Annotated in this window: 17 protein-coding genes; 7 read left to right on the forward strand and 10 right to left on the reverse strand. The window is 57.4% G+C overall.

Annotated elements, in window-relative coordinates; genetic code table 11:
- Positions 1-120 precede the first annotated feature (120 nt).
- From mnhG to WFM49_RS03310, 6 genes are read right to left on the reverse strand one after another with little or no spacing between them, the layout of a single operon-like run.
- Positions 121-537, reverse strand: coding sequence for a monovalent cation/H(+) antiporter subunit G (gene mnhG / locus WFM49_RS03285; RefSeq protein ID WP_021446503.1), 417 nt, complete (start codon positions 535-537; stop codon positions 121-123).
- Positions 534-815, reverse strand: coding sequence for a K+/H+ antiporter subunit F (locus tag WFM49_RS03290; RefSeq protein WP_009461751.1), 282 nt, complete (start codon positions 813-815; stop codon positions 534-536). Before WFM49_RS03290 ends, mnhG begins: the two co-directional genes overlap by 4 nt.
- A complete protein-coding gene (locus tag WFM49_RS03295) occupies positions 812-1297 on the reverse strand; it encodes a Na+/H+ antiporter subunit E (protein WP_021446504.1) in 486 nt (161 codons plus the stop codon). Before WFM49_RS03295 ends, WFM49_RS03290 begins: the two co-directional genes overlap by 4 nt.
- 5 nt (positions 1298-1302) lie before the next feature.
- Positions 1303-2883 carry a monovalent cation/H+ antiporter subunit D gene (locus tag WFM49_RS03300; protein WP_235332520.1) on the reverse strand — a complete coding sequence of 527 codons (1581 nt, stop codon included), beginning with the start codon at positions 2881-2883 and terminating at the stop codon, positions 1303-1305.
- Positions 2884-2927: 44 nt separating this feature from the next.
- Positions 2928-3269, reverse strand: coding sequence for a Na+/H+ antiporter subunit C (locus WFM49_RS03305; RefSeq protein WP_009461754.1), 342 nt, complete (start codon positions 3267-3269; stop codon positions 2928-2930).
- The gene (locus WFM49_RS03310; RefSeq protein ID WP_031231971.1) at positions 3269-6196 is read right to left on the reverse strand and encodes a monovalent cation/H+ antiporter subunit A; all 2928 of its coding nucleotides are present in this window, start codon (positions 6194-6196) and stop codon (positions 3269-3271) included. Before WFM49_RS03310 ends, WFM49_RS03305 begins: the two co-directional genes overlap by 1 nt.
- Positions 6197-6392: 196 nt before the next feature.
- Here WFM49_RS03310 and hemN point away from each other — a divergent pair, with 196 nt between their 5' ends.
- Both hemN and WFM49_RS03320 read left to right on the forward strand, forming a co-directional pair.
- On the forward strand, positions 6393-7814 hold the full coding sequence (gene hemN, locus WFM49_RS03315) for an oxygen-independent coproporphyrinogen III oxidase (protein WP_021446507.1): 1422 nt from the start codon (positions 6393-6395) through the stop codon (positions 7812-7814).
- Between the two features lie 122 nt (positions 7815-7936).
- Positions 7937-9085 (forward strand): NAD(P)H-dependent flavin oxidoreductase, encoded by a 1149-nt coding sequence (locus tag WFM49_RS03320; RefSeq protein ID WP_021446508.1) that lies wholly within the window; start codon positions 7937-7939, stop codon positions 9083-9085.
- Positions 9086-9099: 14 nt separating this feature from the next.
- Here WFM49_RS03320 and WFM49_RS03325 read toward each other — a convergent pair whose 3' ends face one another.
- Complete coding sequence (locus WFM49_RS03325) at positions 9100-9636, reverse strand: hypothetical protein (protein WP_009461759.1); 537 nt, start codon at positions 9634-9636, stop codon at positions 9100-9102.
- A gap of 343 nt (positions 9637-9979) precedes the next feature.
- On the opposite strand from WFM49_RS03325, the gene WFM49_RS03330 reads away from it, so the two are divergent.
- From WFM49_RS03330 to WFM49_RS03350, 5 genes are all read left to right on the forward strand, one after another.
- Positions 9980-15889, forward strand: coding sequence for an alpha-2-macroglobulin family protein (locus WFM49_RS03330; RefSeq protein WP_336971638.1), 5910 nt, complete (start codon positions 9980-9982; stop codon positions 15887-15889).
- Positions 15873-18035 carry a penicillin-binding protein 1C gene (gene pbpC / locus WFM49_RS03335; RefSeq protein ID WP_336971640.1) on the forward strand — a complete coding sequence of 721 codons (2163 nt, stop codon included), beginning with the start codon at positions 15873-15875 and terminating at the stop codon, positions 18033-18035. The genes WFM49_RS03330 and pbpC overlap by 17 nt, the downstream gene beginning before the upstream one ends.
- Before the next feature lie 74 nt (positions 18036-18109).
- On the forward strand, positions 18110-18697 hold the full coding sequence (locus WFM49_RS03340; protein ID WP_009461761.1) for a hypothetical protein: 588 nt from the start codon (positions 18110-18112) through the stop codon (positions 18695-18697).
- Between the two features lie 113 nt (positions 18698-18810).
- Positions 18811-19266: a hypothetical protein gene (locus tag WFM49_RS03345; RefSeq protein ID WP_021446511.1), complete on the forward strand. Its 456-nt coding sequence runs from the start codon at positions 18811-18813 to the stop codon at positions 19264-19266.
- A gap of 161 nt (positions 19267-19427) precedes the next feature.
- Positions 19428-20723, forward strand: a complete 1296-nt coding sequence (locus tag WFM49_RS03350) for an aspartate carbamoyltransferase (RefSeq protein ID WP_026483408.1) — start codon at positions 19428-19430, stop codon at positions 20721-20723.
- Between the two features lie 84 nt (positions 20724-20807).
- On the opposite strand, the gene WFM49_RS03355 is transcribed toward WFM49_RS03350, so the two are convergent.
- The 3 genes from WFM49_RS03355 to WFM49_RS03365 form a co-directional block, all read right to left on the reverse strand.
- A complete protein-coding gene (locus WFM49_RS03355; protein WP_060185191.1) occupies positions 20808-22328 on the reverse strand; it encodes a CoA-acylating methylmalonate-semialdehyde dehydrogenase in 1521 nt (506 codons plus the stop codon).
- Between the two features lie 79 nt (positions 22329-22407).
- Positions 22408-23976: a cation/acetate symporter ActP gene (gene actP, locus WFM49_RS03360; protein WP_009461764.1), complete on the reverse strand. Its 1569-nt coding sequence runs from the start codon at positions 23974-23976 to the stop codon at positions 22408-22410.
- Positions 23973-24290 (reverse strand): DUF485 domain-containing protein, encoded by a 318-nt coding sequence (locus tag WFM49_RS03365; RefSeq protein ID WP_009461765.1) that lies wholly within the window; start codon positions 24288-24290, stop codon positions 23973-23975. Before WFM49_RS03365 ends, actP begins: the two co-directional genes overlap by 4 nt.
- Positions 24291-24302 lie beyond the last annotated feature (12 nt).

Here is a 24302-nt window from a genome sequence, read left to right on the forward strand (position 1 = left end):
CAAAGCCCCAAAAGCGACTGCGTATGGGGCAATTCCCGATACGCAGTAAACACTTACTAGTATAAGTGGAGCAGTTGCAAGTGAGGGTAATAAAACTTGTCTAAACCCTCTCTGCTTGATTTAGGTCTTGTCGCTAGCTGGTGGTTGAGCCAAATCTTTAGGCAGAGGCGCTTTATGTGGCATGTCCAGATAGCCTGGCTCGTCCGGGCCATATTCGGCCAGACGTTGGCGATGTTCGCGTTTGATGGCAGCGCGCATCAGAAAGATGGCGGTGACCGGCGAGGTAATGATCAAGAGCACACTCAGGATGAGCGGATGCAGGATAGGGCGGCTCATCAGGTGGCTGGCGCTGATGGCGACGGCCAGCACCATGAAGAACGTACCCAGCGTGTTCCCCATGGTGGGAGCATGGATGCGTGAATAAAAGTGTTTGAAGCGCAGCAAGCCAGCCGAACCCACCAGGGCCACGATGCCGCTAAGAACCAGCAAAAGGGCAACCGGGACAGCCAGCCACCAAGGTAGTAAAGGCGTATTCATGGCTCGATCACCTCGGCACGCAGCAGGAATTTCGCCATGGCTGCCGAGCCTACAAAACCGAACAGGGCAATCAGCAAGGCGATATCAAAGTACAAGGTAGAGTCAAAACGGATGCCCAGGGCCAGCAAGGCCAGCATACCGTTGATGTACATGGTGTCCAGCGCCAGCACGCGGTCGGCGGCAGAGGGGCCTTTAAGCAGGCGGATGACGGCGCAGCCCATGCCCAGGACAAAGCAGCCCAGGGCAAACTGACAGGCCCAGTAAACAATGTCTATCATTGGAAAATCTCCAGTAGCGGTCCTTGGTAGCGCTTCTGAATAGTGTCTAACCAGACCTGTTCGTCTTGCAGATCCAGAATGTGCAAAGTCAGGACACGGGTCTCGTAATCGAAGCCGGACCAGACGGTCCCTGGGGTGTAGGTAATGATGCACGCCAAGGCTGCCAGACCATGTGGGTCAGTCAGTTGCAACGGGATGGCCAGAAAGCCGGGGCGGGGCGCGTTGCCGCCTTTCAGAACCAAGTGGCCAACGGCAATATTGGACAGCACAATGTCCCAGGCCACTTGGCAAATCAGTTTCAAGGCCAGAAAAGGGTGGCGGATGCTGGCCTTAACCGGACGAAATGGAATGGCCGCCAAGCTCAGGGCGATAGCCAGGAACAGGCCCAGCACCACGTAACCGGCCGAGAGCGAGTCGTTCAGCAGCAGCCACAGGCCAAGCAGTAGCAAGGGCAGGAAAAGATGTTTGGTATAGCGTCGCATCAGAATCACTCCGCTTGAACAGAACGTAGCGGGTTCTGCCGCAGGACGGACCCTATATAAATACGGGGTTCGTCCAGTTGCTGGGCTGTTTGTTCCAGGTAGGTGGTGATCGGGCCGGCATACCAGCTCAAGATCCCGCAAGCCACAATAATGCTGGCAATGGGGGCAGCTTCGATCAGCTTCAGGCGGGGAATCGTCAGGGAGCTATTGCTCCAGAACAGACGAATGCCCACACGTACCATGGCGATCAAACCGGCTACGCCGGAAATCAGTACGGCAGCGGTCAGAATCCAGGCGTTTAGAGGTTCTGGCGATTGGCCCGAGGCTTTCAGCGCGGCTGTCAGCAAGGACAGCTTGGCTACAAAACCGGACAGCGGTGGCAGGCCCACAATCAGCAAGGCGCAGGCAATAAAGGACATGCCCAGGAACACCATCACGCCAGGAATAGCCACACCTACCACGTCATCGCTATTGTCTTCGGACTCCGGGTCGTCCAGATCAAAGACTTCCTGACTGACGGCCAGCAGGTCGGCACCAAAAGGTTTGGTACGGCTAACCAGTTCCAGCAGCAGGAAGAAAGCACCCAAGGCCAGAACGCTGCTGAGCATGTAGTACAGGGCAGGGCCGGTCAGGATGACGCCGGGCATGCCCAAGGCGGCCAGCAAGGTGCCGGAGGACACGATGATGCAATAACTGGCCAGTCGTTCGGGTTGCTGTGCGGCCATGACACCGATAGCGCCGAAGGCGAGCGTGGCGATCCCGGCGGGGAACATCCAGGCCACGCCAAAGGCGGCAGGTGCTCCCGTAGGCAGTAGCAAGGAGCCGATACGTAGCAGTGCGTAAATACCCACTTTGGTCATGATCGCAAACATGGCAGCGACCGGTGCACTGGCATTGCCATAGGCATTGGGCAGCCACAAGTTCAAGGGCCAGGCGGCGGCCTTGATCAGAAAGGCAATCCCCAGAATGGCCATGGCCGATTCAAATACCAGACGATCCGAATCCGGCATGGAGCCCGCACGCAGAGCCAGATCAGCCATGTTCAGGGTGCCGGTGACACCGTAAACCAGGGCAATGGCGATCAGCAGCAAGAAGGAGGAGATCAGGTTGACGGCAATGTAGTGCAGACCGGCACTGACGCGGGCCGCGCCCGAACCGTGCAGCATCAGACCATAGGATGCGGCCAGCAGAACCTCGAAGAACACAAACAGGTTGAACAGGTCACCTGTCAGGAAGGCGCCGTTCAGGCCCATCAAGAGCAGCTGGAACAAGGAGTGGAAATGCACCCCCACGCGATCCCAGCGTGCTAGCGAATAGAACCAGCAGCAAAAGGCCAGCACATTGGTCAGCACCAGCAAGAAGGCGGCCAGCCGGTCCACGACCAGCACAATCCCGAAGGGAGCGGGCCAGTCACCGAGCAGGTAGACACCGACGGACTGGGGCCAGATCGGGTCCAGCGTGCCATCGGCCAACAAGAGCAGATAGACCGCGCAGAACAACTGGGCCAATAAGGAGCTGAAAGCGATCAGCAGCTTGTAGTGACGGCGCTTGTCGCGCAGCATCACCATCAGGGCCGCGGCCATCATGGGGATGGCAACGGGCAATACGGGCAAGTGTTGGTTGAGTAGACTCACAGATCGTCTTCCTCGCGGCCATCAACGTGGTCAGTACCGCTCAGGCCACGATTGGCCAGAATGACGACCAGAAACAGGGCGGTGGTAGCAAAGCCAATCACAATAGCGGTCAAGACCAGCGCTTGGGGGAGGGGGTCGGCATAGTCGGCCCCCAGCTTGCCGGCGTTAATAACGGGAGCGGCGCTGATTTTGAGCCTGCCCATGCTGAAAATGAACAGGTTCACGGCATAGGACACTAAAGCCAGCCCCATGATGACCTGAAAGGTACGCGGGCGCAGCAGGAGCCAGACGCCCGAGCCCGCCAGCACACCAATCGCAATTGAAAGCACGATTTCCATTATTTATTCTCCATCCCGGATGCAGCGTTCGAGGCGGATTGCAGCGACGGCAGTTTGCGATAAAAACGTAGGGACTGGTGGGCCAGCGCGACCAGAATCAGGATGGTGGAACCAATCACCAGCATGAATACGCCAATGTCAAAGATCAGCGCGCTGGAGGTATGGACGTCGCCCACCAGGGGCAGATGCAGATCCCAGCTTTGGGCAGACAGGAAGGGCTTGTTGAAGGCCCAAACCAGCATGGCAGCCACACCGGCTGTCAGCAGACCCAAGCCAATCCAGGTTTGAGGCTGAATCAGTGGGCGGGACTCCATCCACACCACGCCGCTAACCATGTATTGCAGGATAATGCCGGTTGCCATGATCAGGCCGCCCACAAAACCTCCGCCGGGCAGGTTGTGCCCACGCAGCAGGAAGTACAGGGCGATCAGCGTGGAGATAGGCAACAGCAGGCGCAGCAATACTGCTGGAATTTGCATGATGCCTTCTGGTAACGGTGTCTTGGGATCCGGCTCCACAAAGACGGCTTCACGGCTGTCCTTGACGTTCTGGCGACGGGCCAGAGGCTGGGCGATGGCTTCGATCGGTGGACGGAAGCGTCGCAGCAGCGCAAAGACCGTCAGGGCCACAATGCCCAGCACCACGATTTCACCAAAGGTATCGAAGCCGCGGAAGTCCACCAGAATCACGTTCACCACGTTCGCGCCACCGCCCAGGGGCAGGGCCTTCTCGATAAAGAAGGGCGAGATGCCGCTGGGGTGAGGGCGTGTCATCATGGCGTAGGCCAGGGCGGCAATACCGCAACCGGCCAGAATGGCAATAATCAAGTCGCGGCTACGGCGGAACAGGGCACGACCACTATTGTCCTGGCCGCCAGGCATATCACTGACGCGTTGCGGCAGCCAGCGCAGGCCCAGCAAAATCAGCACAACGGTGACCACTTCCACCGCCAACTGGGTCAGTGCCAGGTCAGGGGCGGAAAGCCAGGCAAAGGTCAGGCTGGTAACTAGTCCAGCGCCACCAGATAGCAGCAAGGAGGCCGGGCGGTGGAACTTGGCTTGACGAGCCGCACCAATCGCGCAGGCAATTCCGACGGCCCACATCAGGGCGAAGAAGGGGTCGATGGGGGTGGAAATAGTGGACTTGAACCAGTTGCCGCGAATCAGAGGCAGGGCAGCAACACAGATTGTGGCCACAATAATCAGCAAGGTCTGACGCTGCAGGCGTGGCGAGTAAAGCTTGCCCACGGCCCAGTTGGCTGCCACTTCCAGATACTCCATGGCCAGCTCAAAGAAGCGTCGGCCATCAGCACGGGTCAGCAAAGGCGTACGGCCTTGGCGGTTCCTGTAGAAGCGGTTGATGATCAGAACGAAGATCACGCCCATGCCTGTGGCGACCAGACTCATGATCAGGGGCAGGTTGAAACCATGCCAGACGGCCAGGTCGTATTGAGGCATTTCTGCACCCAGAATGGCGCTGGCCGCAGTATGCAAGAAGGGGCCAAAAGTCAGGCTGGGAATAATGCCGACCAAGAGACAGGTCAGTACCAGAATCGCGCTGGGGATCAACATGCGGCGAGGCGGCTCGTGTGGCTCGCGGGGCAAGTCCTTGGCGACGGGGCCAAAAAACACCTGTGCGATAAAGCGCAAGGAGTAGGCCACGCTGAAGGAGCCCGCAATTACGGCCACCACGGGCAGAGCATATTCCCAGGTGTTGCCATTGCTGGCCAGAATGGTCTCGGCAAAGAACATTTCTTTGGAGATGAAGCCATTCAATAGCGGCACACCGGCCATGGCAGCCGCCGCAACGGTAGCCAAGGTGGCAGTCAAGGGCATGGCGTGGCGCAAACCGGAAAGCCGGTTCAGGTTACGGGTACCGGTCTCGTGGTCCACGATACCGGCAGCCATGAACAGGGAGGCCTTGAACGTCGCGTGATTCATCATGTGAAACAGCGCCGCGACCAGAGCCAGTGGGCTGTTCAGGCCCAACAGCAAGGTAATCAGACCCAGGTGGCTGATGGTGGAATAGGCCAGTACGCCTTTCATGTCGCGCTGGAACATGGCCACATAAGCCCCCAGCGTCAGGGAACACAGGCCAGCGCCGCCAATAATGACAGCCCATTCCGTGGTGCCCGACAGGGCAGGCCACAGGCGCGCCAGCAGGAATACCCCGGCCTTGACCATGGTGGCCGAGTGCAAATAGGCGGACACAGGTGTGGGGGCGGCCATGGCGTGAGGCAGCCAGATATGGAAGGGAAACTGCGCGCTTTTAGTGAGTGCACCCAAGGCAATCAGGATCAGCATCCCGGTATACCAGGGGTGATTGCGAATCTGCTCGCCCGACTCCAGTACCACACTCAGGTCGTAACTGCCGGCAGCCTGGCCCAGCATGAGCACGCCCGCCAACAAGCAGAAACCGCCGGTTCCCGTAATGATCAGCGACATCCGCGCACCCCGTCGCGCATCCATGCGGTGATACCAGTAGGCAATCAGCATGAAGGAGGACAGACTGGTCAGCTCCCAGAACACGACCAGCTGGATCAGATTGCCCGACAGCACCACCCCCAGCATCGAGCCCATAAAGGCTTGCAGAAAGGAGAAAAAACGTCGGACCGGATCCTGAGCGGACAGGTAATAGTGCGCATAAAGGGCGATCAAGGCCCCCATGGCGGTAATGATGATACTGAAAAGCCAGGCATAGCCGTCCATGCGCAGCTTGAAGGTCAAGCCATGGGCGGGTATCCAGGAGCGTGACGACTCCAGCACCTCTCCGCGAGCAATGTCCGGATAGGCGTAGAGAGTGAGTAAGGCGCACGTAATGGCGACAGCGCCTGCAAGAGATGCCTGGAGTTTGCGAGAGTTCGCGGGCATCAGGGAAGATAGCAAGCTACCGATAAACGGTAGAGCTAGGATCACGAGCAAATACATCTGACTCCAACAGGCGGTAATTTAGGCGGCTAGCGCTTAATAATACGATATATGAAGCTAAATTCAGTCCAACAGCCATAAAAAAAGCGTTTTTTTAGTTATTGCGGCCTTGATGCAGGTCAAGCGCATGCTTGAGGTTTTCTCTCACAATAAATGCTTGACTAGAAGAAACAGGTCTCGTGCAGGAGGACCCTTTATGCCGCAAACACTGGAAGCATCGGATGCCAGCGCCCCCACCGCGCCGGATATCGAAATCTCTGAAGCCCTGATCCGGCGTTTTGATCGTTCCGGGCCTCGCTATACCTCCTATCCCACTGCAGATCGTTTTTTTCAGGACTTTCCTGCTCAGCCTTATATTCACGAATTATCGCGGCGCGCCTTGAGCAGCAGTAATCCGCCTCTGTCGGTTTACCTGCACATCCCGTTTTGTCAGTCGCTTTGCTATTTCTGTGCCTGCAACAAGATCATCACGCAGGATCGTAGCAAGAGCGAGCAGTACCTGGATTACCTGCTGCGCGAAATTGATATGGTCACCCAATATATGGGTGAAGACCGGCGCACCGAACAACTGCATTTGGGCGGCGGCTCGCCCACTTTCCTGGACAATGAACAGTTGGCCCGCTTGATGGCCAAGCTCAAGGAGCAGTTCGCGTTCACGGACGATGCCGAACTGGGCATCGAGATCGACCCGCGTACCTTGGCGGAAGGCACGCTCCAGAACTTGGCGGCTCTGGGTTTTAACCGTACCAGCTTCGGGGTGCAGGATTTTGACCCCAATGTGCAAAAAGCGATCAACCGTATTCAGCCCTTCGAAATGGTCAAACGCGCCATTGAAGAAAGCCGGGCTGCCGGTTTCCAGTCCATCAACACGGACCTGATCTACGGTCTGCCTTTGCAGACCCTGGAAAGCTTTGCCATCACCATTGACTCCTTGGTGCAACTGCGACCAGATCGCATCGCTCTGTATAACTACGCGCACTTGCCAACGCGATTCAAGGCGCAGCGTTTAATCAATGAAGAAGAACTGCCCGATGCCGACCAGCGTCTGCAACTGTTCCTGATGTCTTCGCAGCGTCTGCTGGATGCAGGCTATGTCTATATCGGTCTGGACCACTTTGCCTTGCCGACCGACGAGCTGAATCTGGCCCGCCTGGACGGTAGCCTGCACCGCAACTTCCAGGGCTACACCACCCGCGCAGCCTGCGATCTGGTTTCTTTTGGCGTGTCGTCTATTGGTCAGGTGGGCACCATGCATGTGCAAAATGCCCGCAGCCTGCGCAATTATTACGCCGATATAGACCGGGGGCGTTTGCCCATCGAGCGGGGTATTGTGATGCAGCAGGACGATCGCCTGCGGGCGGAAGTCATCATGCATTTGATGTGCAGCATGCCAGTGCCTATCTTGCGTCTGGAAGCGCGTTACGGCATTGATTTTGCCAGCTATTTCTCTGCCGAGCTGCAAGAGCTCAACAGCTATGCCGACGCTGGCTTGCTGACAGTCGATGCCCAATCCATCCAGGTTCTGCCCAAAGGCCGTTTGTTTGTGCGCGCCTACAGCATGGTGTTCGACAAGTACTTGAGCCAGGAAAGCGGTGCCCGCTATTCCCGCCTGATTTAACACAGTGGCCGTCCTTGCAGACGGCCACGATTCTATTGCCCTGTTTCTGGTCCCGACGTGGCCGGCAGGTTCTTGCATCAACCTAAGGTATCAACATCGTGCTAAAGACGGATTTACGTCTCATGTCCCTGAAGGGAAAACTGCTTTTGCCTATTGTTCAAGGCGGCATGGGAGTCGGTATTTCGGCGTCCCGGCTGGCCGGTACTGTGGCCGCATTGGGCGGGCTGGGGACGATCTCCAGCGTGGATTTACGGCGTCATCACGAAGACCTGATGGACAGCACCCAGGGTGATGTCGAAAAAGGCGTGGTCGATGCAGCCAATTTGCAGGCTCTGGACCGCGAGATCAATCGTGCCCGAGAGCGCTCGGGTGGCAACGGTGGCATCGCCGTCAATATCATGAAGGCTGTCTCGCAGTATCCCGAGTATGTGCGTCAATCTTGCGAAAGCGGGGCAGATGCCGTGGTGGTGGGCGCTGGCCTGCCGCTGGACTTGCCTGAGCTGGTTCAGGATCATCCCAAAGTTGCCTTGATTCCAATCTTGTCGGATGTGCGCGGCGTCACTTTACTGGTGAAGAAATGGCTGCGCCGCAAGCGTTTGCCGGATGCAGTCGTTCTGGAAAATCCCCGTTTTGCCGCAGGCCACCTGGGGGCTGCCGATGACCAATCCTTGAACAAACCTGAATATGCTTTCCAGCGCGTTCTGGAGGGCTGCCGTGCCTTGTTTCGCGAGCTGGGCCTGGAGGCCGAGCGTATTCCATTGATCGCCGCCGGCGGGATTCATCGTCCGGAACAGCTACGTCAATTAATGGATTGGGGTGCAGATGGGGTGCAAATGGGTACTGCCTTTGCCGTCACCGAAGAAGGTGATGCGCATGAGAACTTCAAGCGTGTGTTGCTGGATGCCGAGCCCAAGGACATCGTGACCTTTATGAGCGTGGCCGGACTGCCTGCCCGTGCCGTGCGTACGCCGTGGCTGGATGCTTACCTGCACAAAGAGCAAAAGCTGCAATCGGTGGCGCGAGAGCGTGCTTGCACGGAAGGCTTTGATTGCCTGGCACATTGTGGCTTGCGCGATGGCGTGCAGCGTCATGGTCAGTTTTGCATTGATCGTCAGTTGGCCTATGCTCTGAAAGGTGATGTACAGCGCGGTCTGTTCTTCCGTAGTTCCGAAGCCTTGCCTTTTGGCAAAGCCATGAAATCGGTGCGCGAGCTGATGGACTATATGTTGAATGGCCGCAGCAAAACGCCGGGCGTGGTTCCTGCGGCCTAAACGGGATCAAGGGCTTAGCCCTTGATTTCGCGGATCAAGCCTTCCTCACCGCCATCAATGGTGTGGACGGCTTCCTTCCTTTGTGTCTCCAGTGCCAGGCGGCGGGCAATTTCATAGCATTCTTCAATATGCTGGTTGCCGACTTTGCGCAGCACTACAAAGCTGATGGAAGCGGAAATGGCGCTGCCTATCAAAGGCACATATTTGGCGCCGTATTTCCCGGCCAGTTTCTTCGCTCCCAGACGCACCAGAATATTGACCACGCGATCTGTAGTCAGCACGCGTCCCACCATGCCCAGGCCCATACTGGTTCCCCCCACGACCACCAGCTTTTTCAGCTCCGGGCTCAGGGCGTCCACATCGTTGGCCGTCAAGCCGAAGCGCGCATTGATGATGGGGATGACTTTCATCAGAATCGCCACATCCGTACCCACATCCACACCAGGGATGGGCACCACGGCTGCCGCTGCTGACAGCAGAGCGCGCCGACTGATCAGTTTGCGACATTCCTCGCGGGTTTTATCCAGTTCCTGCAGTGTCATCGTGCTCATGTGTCTGTCCTGAAATCTAAGCGGATTGATCGTGCAAGCCTTAACCCATATGGGGCGAGTACCGTGCTTTTCCAGTGACTGCCTGGGCAATTATGTTTCTTATCGTAGTGGATGCCGCCAGTTTTGGGAAAAAAGCAGGGTATTGGTCGCATTTGAAATTTTTTCTTTCAAATGCCATGAATGCTTCTACAAACGGGTGTCGTGAACAATTAAAGCCCGGTGTCTTTTTCTGTTGCACTTGGTGGCATTCTTTATGCGCTTTCGGGGCTAGTCAGACACGCTCAGAGGGTCTGATTTCTATTAAACTGGCGCCGAAAATAGCACATTCCATAGGGGAAGAACGATGCATCGCCAGTCTTTGCTGGGTTTGATGTTCTTGCTGGGTGTCAGTAGCGCCCAAGCCATTACGATAAGCAGTTTCTCGCCCCAAGGGGCGACATCGGATTTGCGGGATGTCAAAGTCACCTTTGCCACACCCGCAGTTCATTTTGGGGATTCGCAATTGCCTGCACCCGTTCAGGTGCAGTGTGATGATCCTTCGGTAGTCGGTCAGGGCCGTTGGCTTGATTCGCGCCGCTGGATTTATGAATTCGACGAGCGTCCAGGACCAGGCTTGAGTTGTACGGCCGTCGTGTCCAAAAGTTTTCGCAGCATCAATAATGAAGCGATTAGCGGACCAGCTCAATATCGTTTTAATTCAGGCGGCGCCATTCTGGAAAGCAACCGCCCGTATTACAACATTATTGATGAAGACCAGGCCTTTCTATTCAGCTTCAATGCGCCGGTTAATAGCGCCTCTTTAGTCAAGAACGGCTATTGCCGGGTAGAGGGTATTGGCGAGCGTATTGGCTTGAAAGCCATTGAGGGTGCCGAGCGCGATGCCATGGTTCGCGCCGAGTTCTATGTGGACGAGGTAGACGACCGATACCAGGCCGTCCAGTGTGCGCGTCCCCTGCCAGCGGATGCCAGCGTGTCGGTGGTGCTGGAGCCGGGCATCATGACCCAGATTGAGAATCGCAAGGGCGTCCCTAATACGGACCGCTATACCTACGATTACAACGTGCGCCCCGAGTTTACCGCCTCGCTCACTTGCATGCGTGAGCGCGCAGAAGCGCCTTGCACGCCGGTTGGCAGCTTCGGTGTTCAGTTCTCCGCGCCTGTCGCTTACGAGTACTTGAGCCAGATTCGTTTGGAGGCTGGCAAGCAGGTTTGGGAGCCCAAGTCTGATAGCGACGAGGCATGGCAGGATCGTGGCCCTGGCCAGTACGTACGTTTCGAGGGGCCTTTCCCCGAAAACGCCAAGCTGACGGTCAAGATTCCGGACGGTCTGACGGACGATGCGGGTCGCCCCCTGAAGAACCCGCAAGTGCTGAGCAACGGCATGAGCACCACGACCTATCCGCCGCTGGTGAAATTTGCGGTGGAGCCTTTCGGGATTGTGGAGCGTTTCGGCCATGCTGATCGTGACGGATCGGACGATTCCGATCCGCCAGCCATTGGCTTGAGCCTGCGTAATGTCGAAGCCAATCTGACAACTCAGCAAATGCTGGTGTCCGCCGGTCAGGTGGGGGCTCTTGCCGTGAAGGACGACAAGGAAGTTCTGACCTGGTTCTCCCGTCTGCGCCAGCTGAACTATTCCTGGTCGGTCACCCCCGACTATCTGAAGACCATGATGGGTAGTGACTTCCATGTCACCGCTCCTTTGAATGAGAACGGCTACCTGGATCTGCGTGCTCAGCCCCTGTTGCAAGGCAAGGATCTGAAGAAGCTGGACTTGCCCGGCATGGATCAAAAAGGCGAGCGTCCTTTTGAATTGATTGGCGTGCCGCTGAAAGAGCCTGGTTTCCATGTTCTGGAAGTCGCTTCTCCACGTCTGGGAGCTTCCTTGCTGGAGGCGGCCGGTACCATGTACGTGCGTAGCTCTGTGCTGGTGACCAACCTGGGTGTGCATATCAAGAAAGGTGGTGACGATTTGCTGGTCTGGGTCACGACACTGGATGATGCCAAAGTCGTGCCCGGCGCGAAAATTCGCGTGATGAACTGCCGTGGTGAAGAGCTGCTGCAAGGTGAAACAGACGAGAATGGGATGTTCCATCACCCGCAGGCGGTGTCCAGCCCGGATTACTGCCAGGAAACCAGCTTGTCCGGTTTGTTCGTGACGGCGCGAATCGACAAGAACAACCCCATGGCTCGTGGTAAAGATGATTTCAGCTTTGCCTTGAGCGAGTGGAATTCGGGTATCGAGCCTTGGCGCTTCAATGTGCCTTACAACTGGGGCGGTCGCGATGAGGCCATTGCTCACACTGTGATGGATCGCAATCTGTTCCGTGCGGGTGAAGTGGCCCATATGAAACACTATGTACGCGAACGCGTGCGTGACGGTTTCAAGGCTCCAGCTCGCTATCCCGACACCATGATTGTCGAGCACGATGGCAGCGGCAAGCGAATTGAGCTGCCCTTGAAGTGGCAAAAGACAGCGGCAGGCAGCGTATTTGCTCTGACCGACTGGAAAATCCCCAAGGACGCCGAGCTGGGTGTGTATCGCTTGCGAACCGAAGGCGAGGATCAGTACTTCAACTTCGGCGAGTTCCGCGTAGAGCAGTTCAAGCTGCCTGTGTTGGGCGGCAGTATCAAGCTGGGTGACGGTCAGGATCGTCCTTATCTGGTCAAACCCAAAGAACTGCAGGCCGACCTGCAGTTGCAGTACCTGTCTGGTGGCCCGGCCGATTACTTGCCGGTTCAGTTGTCGGCGGTCGTCCGCTCGGCAGGAACGTCCTTCAGCGCCTATGACGATTTCAGCTTTGTCCCTCCCGAGAAAGTTGAACAGTCTGATGTCTCGGACTCCCGTGTTTTCCTGAACAAGAAGCGCTTTCAGCTGGATGCACAGGGTGGTTTGCGTGCCACGCTGGATGAGTTGCCTGCGGTGGATCGTCCTTCCGAATTTCTGGTAGAAGCCACTTTTGCCGATCCGAACGGTGAAATTCAAACCTTGACCCAAACCGTATCCGTATGGCCGGCCGATGTAGTGGTGGGTCTGCGTGCAGGTAGCTGGTTGGCAGCCGGCTCGTCCACCAAGCTCTCGGCTATCGCGGTGAGCCCGGACGGCAAGCCACTGAAAAACGTGCCTGTGCGTATTGAGGCGGCCAATGTGCAGCGTTTCTCGATCCGCAAGCGTATGGTGGGTGGCTTCTACAGCTACGACAATCAGGAGCAGCGCGAAGACCTGGGCACGATCTGCGAAGGTCGCAGCGACGATCAGGGTCTGGTGCAGTGTGATGTGAAACTGGAGAAGGGCGGTCAGGTCGAGCTGCGTGCCATTGCACGTGATGGCGAAGGCCGCGAGTCCGTTGCTGCCAGCACCGTCTGGGTCAGTGGCTCCGGTTACCTGTGGTTCGGTGGTCAGAACGATGACCGTATCGACGTGATTCCTGCGAAGAAAGTTTGGGCTCCTGGCGAGACAGCCGAGTTCCAGGTGCGCATGCCGTTCCGCGAGGCCACGGCCCTGGTGTCGGTGGAGCGTGAAGGTGTCTTGCAGGCTCAAGTGGTTCAGCTGGAAGGCGACAGCCCTAACGTCAGCGTGGAGATCAAGCCCGAATGGGGGCCGAACGTTTACGTGTCCGTGCTGGTTCTGCGTGGCCGTCTGCGTGAAGTGCCTTGGTACTCTTTCTTTAGCTGGGGCTGGAGTCAGCCTCTGACTTGGTACAAAGCCTACTCGGAAGGCGGTGGTGAATTTGTTGCCCCGACAACTACCGTGGACTTGTCCAAGCCTAGCTATCGTTTTGGTCTGGCCAGCATTGAAGTCAGCAGCCAGCAAGATGCGCTGGATGTGAAGGTAACGACGGATCGCAGCCAGTACGCGATTCGTGAGCAGGCCAAGGTTGATATTCAGGTCCTCAAGTCCGATGGCACACCGGCAGCCGGTGCGTCCGTGGCCTTGGCGGCTGTGGATCAAGCCTTGCTGGAACTGAGCCCGAACAATAGCTGGAACCTGCTCAACGCCATGCGTGCCTTGCGCGGCTACAACGTGCAGACCGCCACGGCGCAGTCTGAAATCGTGGGTCGTCGTCACTATGGTCGCAAGGCTGTCGCAGCGGGTGGTGGCGGTGGCAAGAGCCCCACTCGTGAATTGCTGGATACTTTGCTGCTGTGGAAAGGCAATGTGGAGCTGGACGTACAAGGTCGCGCAACGGTGACCGTGCCGCTGAAAGACTCCCTGACCCAATACCGGATTGTGGCCGTCGCCGATCTGGCGGGCGACCGCTTTGGTAGTGGTTCGGCTCAGATCGTCACAACGCAAGACCTGCAAATCATTTCCGGTTTGCCAGCCATTGCTCGTGAGGGTGATGATTACCAGGCCCAAGTGACGCTGCGTAACAGCAGCCCACGTGCCATGACCGTGAAGGTGCAGGCGCAGTACCGTGGTAAAGGCTTGCCCTCGGCGGCCTTGCCAGAGCAAACCGTTGAGCTGGCTTCGGGCTCGGCTAAAGTGGTTTCCTGGCCCATGTCGGTTCCACTGTCCAGCGGTTCAGCTGATTCGCACCAGATGGAGTGGACGGTGGATGCACAGGAAGTTCAGCAGTCCGGCGCCACGGGCAAGGCTGCCAAAGACAGCCTTGCAATCAAGCAGGAAGTCTTTACCGCGACCCCGGTTACGGTTCAGCAGGGAACACTGGTTGCCGTGGGTATGGATGAGCCATTGAACATGTCGGTGCAGGCACCGGCCGGTGCCTTGAAGAACGAACAAGGCGTGGTTCAAGGTGGTCTGCAAATGTTGTTCCGTTCCTCCTTGGGTGGCGGTATGGAAGGAGTGCGTGCCTGGTTTGAACGCTATCCTTACAGTTGCTTTGAACAGCAAGCCTCACGTTACATGGGCCTGCGTTCCGAAGAGGCGTGGGCTGGCCTGATGCAGCGCATGCCGTCTTATATGGACGAGAATGGTTTGTTGCGTTACTTCCCCAGTAGCTATGGGTGGGGTAGCCGCGTGTTGACCAGCTACATCCTGGATATCAGCTACATTGCGGAATCCATGGGCTTGAACTATCCCATCCCGGACGGCTTCCGCAACGAGATGCTGCAAGCGCTGGAAAACGTGGTGAATGGTCGTATCCCGAGCATGCAAACGGTCTCTCGCCAGGAGCGGGATCTCGAAGTGATTCGTGCGACGGCCGTGCTGGCCAAGTACGGCCGTGCTCGCGTCAACATGCTGGATTCGGTGGAACTGAACCTGCAAAGCTGGCCTACTGAAATCCTGCTGGCCTGGGTGGATCTGACTCAGCGTTTGCCGGGCATCAAGAAAGCCGAGCAGACACGTAAAGAAGCCATGAATCTGATTCAGGCACGTCTGGTCAGCCGTGGTACCCGTCTGGTCTTTGGTGAGGATGCGCTTAACGGCAGCCCATGGGCCATGACCAGCCGCGTGACCAACCAGGCTCGCCTGATGCTGCTGGCCAATGAAATGTCGGACTGGACCGAGGACATGCCTCGTCTGGCCCAAGGTCTGTTGGCGGAGCAGCAACGTGGTGCATGGCGCATGACCACTGAAAACCTCTTGGGTAGTTTGGCTATTGAACAGTTCAGCCGTCATCACGAACAGAACCCTAGCGGTCAGTCCATGGTGATTCTGGGCTCGGAAAGTGCCCAGGTGGTGGATTGGGACATGCTCAAACCTGACGGTCAGGGTGTGCGCTCTTCCAGGATTGATGTGCCTTGGCGCGGCGATCAGGCCGATAACCTGAGCGTTGAGCAAATGGGTGAGGGCAAGGCCTGGATCGAAGTTCGCTCCCTGGCTGCGGTGCCCGTGACCAAGCCTGTTGCGGCTGGTTTGAGCATGGAGCGTCACATCGAAGCCGTGGAGCAGGCCAAACCCGGTGTGTGGAGTCGTGGCGACATCATGCGCGTGAAGATCAAGGTCAAGGCTCAAGGTCAGGCAAGCTGGGTGGTGGTGTCGGACCCGATTCCTGCCGGTGCCACTATCCTGGGCAGCGGCCTGGGTCGCGACTCTGCCATGGCAACGGCCGGTGAAGAGCAGTCCGGTCATTGGCCCAGCTTTGTCGAACGCCGCTTTGATGGCTACCGTGCTTACTACGAGCGCTTTGAAGAAGGCACGACCGAAGTCAGCTACACGGTGCGTCTGAATACAGTGGGTCAGTTCGTGCTGCCAGCCAGCCGTGCTGAAGCCCTGTACGAGCCCGACGTGTTTGCTGTCTGGCCTAACGAGCAAGTTCTGGAAGTTGTGGATGCACCAGCCAATTAAAGCAGGACTGCTGGTGGTGGGACTAGCCCTGTGGGCCAGTCCCGGGCAGGCCATGCCCAGCTACAAGGAAGTTCGGCAAGCTTACCGATCGTCCGATGTGCAGGTCCTGGATCGTCAGGGCCAGCTTGTCCAGCGAGTCCGTCTGGACTTTCGTCAACGGCGCGGCGATTGGGTCGCGCTGGAGCAAATTTCTCCGGCCTTGCAAATGGCGGTCCTGGTGTCTGAAGACCGCCGTTTTGAATCTCACGGTGGGGTGGACTGGTTATCAGTGGGCTCCGCCGCGTGGGATGGCCTGTTTGCCGGACGCAGTCGCGGTGCTTCTACGATTACCATGCAGCTGGCCGGCCTGATGGATCAGGATTTGATTGGTGGTCGAGGTGGACGCTCGGTCTGGCAAAAGCTGGATCAGGTGGTGGCCGCCCAGTCGCTGGAAGACACCTGGACCAAGCCGGAAATTCTGGAAGCCTATCTGAATCAGGTGGCTTTTCGGGGTGAGCTGGTCGGGGTGGACGCGATGGCGCGTACCTTGTTTCAAAAGCAGGCCGCTGCGCTGGATGCACGCGAATCTGCCATTGCCGCAGTTTTGCTGCGCGGCCCCAATGCCTCGGCCTTGATGGTCGAGCGCCGGGCGTGTACGACCCTGCAAGAGATGGGACGCGCCGAACTATGTCGAGAATTAAGTAATCTGGTGCCGGTGGCTTTGCGCCGGGCCGGACAGGCCCCTTTGGGGCAAGCCCAACTGGCCCCTCATTTTGCCCGTTGGGTTCTGGATCAGAATCCTGAAATCAAGGCCGGTGACAGTATTCGTACGACCTTGGATACGCGCCTGCAAACTCAAGTGCAAGCCAGTATGCGGCGCCACTTGCTGGATCTGCGCACCGCACGTGTTCAGGATTCTGCGGTGGTGGTGCTGGATAACCATAGCGGACAGGTCCTGGCCTATGTGGGTTCCAGTGGCGATCTGTCCGAGGCGGCCGAGGTAGACCATGCCCGTTCCTTGCGGCAAGCCGGTTCCACGCTCAAGCCCTTTTTGTATGAGATGGCGATTGAAAAGCGCCTGTTGACCGCCGCATCCTTGCTGGAGGATTCGCCGCTGAATCTGTCCACCGGCAATGGCCTGTATATCCCGCAAAACTACGATAAGCAGTTTGTGGGCTGGGTCAGTGCGCGCAATGCTCTGGCTTCTTCCCTGAACATTCCTGCTGTGCGTGTGCTGACCATGCTGGGGCCTGCCAACTTGGTGGATCGCCTGCGTGCACTGGGCCTGAATCTGCGCCAGGATGGCGATTTCTATGGGTATAGCCTGGCTTTGGGCAGCGCCGATGTCACCTTGCTGGAACTGACCAATGCTTACCGTGCACTGGCCAATTTGGGCCAGACGCAAGCCGTGCAAACACGTATGGATCAGCAATCCGCTCCCTTTCATTCTGTGATGGATGAGGGTGCCAGCTGGATTGTGGGTGATATGTTGTCGGACCGTCAGGCTCGGGTGCTGACCTTTGGATTGGACAGTGCCTTGAGTACACCATTTTGGAGTGCGGTTAAAACCGGGACCAGTAAAGACATGCGTGACAACTGGGCCCTGGGTTGGACAGAGCACTATACCGTTGGCGTTTGGGTGGGAAATAGTGCTGGTCAAAGTATGCAAGATGTATCAGGTGTCAGCGGGGCAGCCCCGATCTGGCACGAGGTGATTTCGCTCTTGAACCAGCGTCGCCCCGGTCGTCAAACGGCCATGCCTGCCCAGGTGCAGGTGCGCCAGATTGAGTTTGTACCCGCCATGGAGCCTGGCCGGGAAGAGTTTTTTGTTGAAGGCACACAGACCGATCGTGTGGAATTAAGTGATGTGAATCTGGCCTATGCCGGCCCGGCCCGTATCCGCGAGCCGGTCAATGGCACCATTTTCGCGCTGGACCCGGATATTCCACCGCAAAACCAGCAATTGCGTTTGTTGGCCCAAGGGCAGATTACCGAGCCCTTGGTATGGTGGGTGCAGGGAGTAGAAGCAGGGAAGGGGGCGCAGCTGCGAATTCCATTGGTACCCGGAACGCTGCGCATTGAATTGAAAACCGAACAAGGTCGCCTAATGGATCAAGTCAGCGTACAAATTAGGGGTGCGCAAATGACAAGCTTTAACAAAGATTAACCGCTTGCGCTTTTACATGACTGATACACTGCTATCCTTATTGATTCTTCGTAAAGAGAGGGGGGAACTTCACTATGATGACTTTACGCACACTCGCTCGAATTTTGGCTCCTGTTGGCCTGGTCGCCTTGGCCGCTTGTCAAACCGTTCAAGAAAAGCCGAGCGACAAAGCTGGCACCTCCAGCGCCGCAACGCAAACCACTCCCTCCACGCCTGCGACGGGTGCCCAGCAGCCTCAGGCTCAAGCTGGTGCCGAGCAGCAAGCTGCGCCTGTACAGATCTTCCTGGCTGATACTCAGGAACAAGCGGGTTGGGCACGTGTCGACGTGCAACCTAATGGTGTCTTGTTTGTGAATCCGCGTGCCGTGGTGGTGCGTGAGGATCTGGTTGGCGTGCAAGCCGGCACCAACGACAGCAAAGAAGGTTTGCTGGCTTTGGATCTGACTCCAGAGGCTGCTCAGCGTCTGCTGCAAGTTACCACTCAGTTCCCCAAAAAGCGTCTGGCTTTGGTCGTGGGTGACACCATGCTGGCTGCCCCTGCTTACGGTTCGCCCGTTAAAGATGGCCGTCTGATTTTCATGGTCGGTACGGAAGCTAACGCTTTGGCTGCTGCCCGCGCGATTGCCGGTCCACAGGCTACCCAGACCAACGGTAAGAAGTAAGCGCTGCTGGCTCGTCTGAATGCTGTCCTGGTCCTGGGTTCACCCATGCCCGGCTTTTTGAAAAACGCGGTGGGTGCAAACCCGCCGCTCTTGTTACTAACAGGAAAGTCGGTATGGTGACCCCGCCAGGCAGTCTCGCTTTTTATATTCTTTCTTTTCGGGTTCTGGTCTGCCTGCATGGGGCTGCGCTGCTGTTCATCATGCTGATGGGCACTGGAGCGATTGGATCTGTTTTCGTCCCCGCTTTTTTGCGCCTGCCCTTGTTCGTTTTTCTGATGGGGCTGGTTTCGGCGTTTCTGGCCTTGTGCTGGAGTCACTGGACCCTGGCGTGGCACAGCTCCAAAGCAGGGCGACGCTGGGCCTGGATACCCGGTTTCTGTTCGGCCTTCTTTCTGGCCTTGAGCCTGGCTCTTTTTGTAATTGGCGTATGGGGTACCTTGGGCCTGGCCGATTTTGCCTATCAGCATAGCGAGTGGCTTACCTCCGGCCAGCAAGATTACGACGGTTTTGTCGTTCCCAATAATGACGAAGCCCAGCCCTACACCATGCCTTATCGGCAACATCCTTAGCTTGCCTTCCATTTGAACGCTACGTTCAGACAGCAGCGTTTCAAGCCTGCTGCGTAGAGTGTCGTTGTATTTTCTGCAATAGTCTCAATTCTTGCTCGCTTTTTTATCAGTCGCAGTCTTAAAATGTGCGCATTGCGTATATTTCATAAGCGAGAGCTGATATGGCCGTCTCCCAACAAGTTTTTTTGCGTGATGCAATGCGTCGCCTGAACCTGACTCGTGACGTTTTTGCGGCACGTATTGGGGTGAAGCGTCGTGCACTGGATACCTGGCTGCTGCCTGAAGGCTCTTTGGAGTCGCGGGCCATGCCCGAAGTGGTGCAGCGTTTTGTCACGGAAATCGTGGAAAACGAAGCCTTGCTGAGCAAGTATGCGCAAAGCGCACAGTCCGGTCCTTTGCGTGACCGTATTGCCACCGGCGGCAAGCATCAGCTCTTGTCCGTAGACCAGTTCACCCGCGAAACCGTGGAAGAACTGTGCAGCCTGGCTGATATCATGCAGCCCATCGCCCGCCGTCAAAAAGTGTCGCGCGTGCTGGAAGGGGCGGTGCTGGGTAACCTGTTTTTTGAAGCCTCCACCCGTACTCGCGTCAGCTTCGGCTCGGCCTTCTGCCGCCTGGGTGGTTCGGTGTGCGATACCACTGGCTTTACCTTTTCTTCCATGGCCAAAGGCGAATCCATTTACGACACCAGCCGCGTCATGAGCGGCTATGTGGATGCCATGGTGATTCGTCACCCTGAGCAAGGTTCGGTCGCGGAATTTGCGCGTGCCACCAATATTCCTGTGGTGAACGGTGGTGACGGCGCGGGCGAACACCCCAGCCAGGCCTTGCTGGATCTGTACACCATCAGCACGGAGTTCTCCCGCCTGGGCAAGTTGCTGGATGGCGCACATATCGCCCTGGTAGGGGATCTGAAATATGGCCGTACCGTGCACTCCCTGATCAAGTTGCTGGGTATGTACCGTGGCCTGAAGTTCACCCTGATCTCGCCCCCCGGCCTGGAAATGCCCGAGCACATTGTGGAGCAGGTGGCCAAGCAAGGTAAGCACGTCATCGAGCAGACGACGTCCCTGGAAAAGGGCTTGCCTGGTGTGGATGTTATTTACGCTACGCGTGTGCAGAAAGAGCGCTTCGAAGAAGGGCAGGACGGCAGCTTCACGGCCGACTTCCAGGTCAATAAAGCCATTATTGACCGCTGCTGCGGCCCCGATGTAATCGTGATGCACCCACTGCCACGCGATAGCCGTGAAGGTGCCCATGATTTGAGCGTGGATCTGAACCACGACCCTCGACTGGCCATCTTCCGTCAGGCTGACAATGGTATTCCCGTGCGTATGGCGATTTTTGCTGTGCTGCTGGGTGTGGAAACGCTGGTGCAGCATTCCATGCGCGATGTGACCTGGAATCCTCCTTCGCACATCGGTCCTGATGATGCGGTTTTCCACGGCATGTACTAAGTTGAGCAGGTGTCAGCGCTAAGTACACGCAAGCATTAAAAAAACCGGGGCTCTGATTCAGAGCCCCGGTTTTTTGTTCGTGATTTACTTGGACGTAGGCATGGCGAATTCCGCACCCTTGGAGATGCTTTCAGGCCAGCGCTGCATGATGGATTTCTGGCGGGTGTAAAAGCGGACACCTTCTTCACCATAAGCGTGCATATCGCCAAACAGGCTCTTCTTCCAGCCACCAAAACCGTGCCAGGCCATTGGCACTGGAATTGGCACGTTGATACCAACCATACCCACGTGGATGCGGCGGCCAAATTCACGGGCCACGTTGCCGTCGCTGGTAAAGCACGCTACGCCGTTGCCGAACTGGTGCTTGTTGATCAGTTCAATGGCACTGGCCAGATCCGGTACGCGTACGCAGCACAGCACAGGGCCGAAAATTTCTTCCTGATACACGCTCATGTCGGGGGTGACGTGATCGAACAGGGTGCCACCCATCCAGAAGCCGTTCTCGCAACCTTCACCGGCTTTGGCGCCGTCAAATTCGCGACCGTCGACCAACAGTTTGGCGCCTTCCTGTACACCTTTGTCTATGCAGCTGCTGATGCGCTCGCGCGCTTGCTGTGTCACGATGGGGCCCATTTCGGCGGCGGCATTGGTGCCGTTCAGAATCTTCAGGCTGCGAGTACGTTCTTCCAGCTTGGGCAGGATGCGCTCGGCAGAGTCCCCCACCAGCACGGCTACCGAGATGGCCATGCAACGCTCGCCAGCCGAGCCGTAGGCGGCACCGATCAGGGCGTCCACGGTCAGGTCGATGTCGGCATCCGGCATGACGACCAGATGGTTCTTGGCACCGCCCAGGGCTTGCACGCGTTTGCCGCCGATGGCGCCCATTTCATAAATGCGATTGGCAATCGGGGTGGAGCCCACGAAGGAGACGGCTTGCACGTCCTGGTGATTGACCAGTGCCTCAACCGCGTCTTTATCACCTTGCACCACGTTGAACACGCCATCGGGCAGACCGGCTTTTTTCAGCAGTTCGGCAATGAACAGGCTGGGGCTGGGGTCGATAGGGCTGGGCTTGAGCACAAAGGTGTTACCCGCCGCGATGGCAACGGGGAACATCCACATGGGCACCATGACAGGAAAGTTGAACGGGGTGATACCGGCCACCACACCCAAGGGCTGGCGCATGGTCCAGTTGTCGATATTGGTGCTGACTTGTTCGGTGAAATCGCCTTTGAGCAGTTGAGGAATGCCGCAAGCAAATTCCACAATTTCAATACCGCGGGTGACTTCGCCCATTGCATCGGACAGAACCTTGCCATGCTCGGCCGTAATCATGGCTGCCAGCTTTTCCTTGTTCTCGTTGAGCAAGGATAAAAAGTTGAACAGCACACGGGCGCGGCGTAGCGGTGGGGTGTCGGCCCAGGCGGGGAAAGCGGCCTGGGCGCTGGCCACAGCGGCGTCAATATCTTGCTGGCTACCCAGTTTGACTTTGGCGCTGACCTGGCCGGTGGCCGGGTTGTACACCGGTTGAGTACGTGTACCGGCGCCAGCCTGCTGGCCACCTCCGATGTAGTGAGCAATTTCGGGGGTGTTTAACTCTGTCATGGTGATGCTCCTGCTGGGATGAATTAAAACAAGGGGCGGTAACCCGATCGGGCTGGGCTACCGCCAGAGTACCAAGTATCTAGTGAGAGACAGCGGCAATACCGACTGCAGTTTCAGCGCGGACCTGTTGGGCGTCAAAGCCATCCCGGTCTTCGCTGGCGCGGCGGCTGCTGTCCAGTTTCGATACAAAGTAAATCATGAAGAATGCCAAAGGCATGGAAATCAGGGTGGGGAAGTCGTAAGGGAATACAGCTTCGGAAAAGCCCAGAATGCGAACCCAGACGGCTGGCGACAGAATCACCAGACCCAGGGCCACAAGCAGGCCGCTCAAACCGCCATAAATGGCACCACGAGTGGTCATGCCGCGCCAGTACATGGACATCAGCAAGACCGGGAAGTTGGCCGAGGCGGCAATACTGAAGGCCAGGGCAACCAGGAACGCCACGTTCTGGTCACGGAACAGCAGGCCCAGGAAAATAGCGACAATGCCAATGCCGATCGAGGCCAGACGGTTGACGCGCATGGCTTGCGAGGGTGTGACATCGTCGCGGCGGATGACTTTTGCGTACAGGTCATGTGCAACTGCCGAGGCACCGGCCAGGGTCAAACCACTGACCACGGCCAGAATCGTGGCAAAGGACACGGCGGCCAGCAAACCAAACAACAGGTTGCCACCCAAAGCCGTTGCCAGGTGCATGATGGGCATGTTCGAGCCGCCCAGCACCATGCCGCCTACCTTGCCGTCCACATAGAACTCGGGGTAGTTGGGCAGGATGGCCATGGCAGCCAGACCCAGGAAGCAGATCACCACAAAGAAGACGCCCATCAAACCCGTTGCGACGAAGACCGATTTACGGGCAGCGCGTGCATCAGGCACGGTGAAGAAACGCATCATGATGTGAGGCAGACCGGCAATACCAAACACCAGTGACACCGCCAGAGACAGGCCCGAGAACGGATCAGCCATCAGCTTCCAGGGGCCTTTCATGGCCGCGCCAGCCTGGTGGTGTTCGGCCGCCGCACTGACCAGGGCGGAAAAGTCGAAGTTGAAGTAGTACAGGGCCAGGCCAGCCATCAAGAAGCCATTACCCATCATCAAGATAGCCTTGATGATTTGTACCCAGGTGGTTGCCACCATGCCACCCACCACGACGTACACCATCATGAGCAAGCCCACGGCCACCACGGCATAGGTGTAGTCGATGCCAAACAGCAGTTGCACCAGTTGTCCTGCGCCGACCATTTGCACGATCAGGTAGAACAGCACCACGGTCAGCGAGCTGATCGCGGTAAAGATGCGAGTGCTGCGTTCATCCAGGCGGTACGAGACGATGTCGCTCAGGGTGTAGCGGCCCAGATTGCGCAAGCGCTCGGCAATCAGAAACATGATGACCGGCCAGCCCATGAAGGCGCAGACCGCATACAACAGCGAGTCAAAGCCGTTGGTAAAGGCCAGGGACGAAATACCCAGCAAGGTGGCGGCGGACATGTAGTCACCCACAATGGCCAGCCCATTTTGCGTGCCGGTAATGCCACCCCCGGCGGTGTAAAAGTCCGAGCTGGAACGAGTGCGCGACGAGGCCCAGTAGGTGATGCCCAGGGTCACGACCACAAAGGCGGCAAAAATCAGAATCGCTTGTGTATTCATGGGCGCACCTTTGCCAGTACACGTTCGCAAAGCGGATCAAAGCGCGTGTTGGCGACGTGGATATACACGCCTGTTAATAACCAGGACACAAGAATCAGTCCTACCCCGTACACCATGCCGCTGTTGACAGCTCCTCCACTGCCCAGGTCATGGGTTAGAACGCCGGGCCAAAAAATGGCCGTCACGATAAACAGGCCGGTCAGCCCCAGGCAGATGCCGGCGCAGGCAAATGCCAGACGCCGACGCTGCGACTTGAGTTGCTCATATTCCTGTAGCCCGGCTAGTTGCCGGCTTAACTCTTGATGCGACAGCATGGTTTTGTCTCC

It is taken from the genome of Alcaligenes sp. PF14 (assembly GCF_037150615.1).
GTDB lineage: Bacteria > Pseudomonadota > Gammaproteobacteria > Burkholderiales > Burkholderiaceae_B > Alcaligenes > Alcaligenes phenolicus.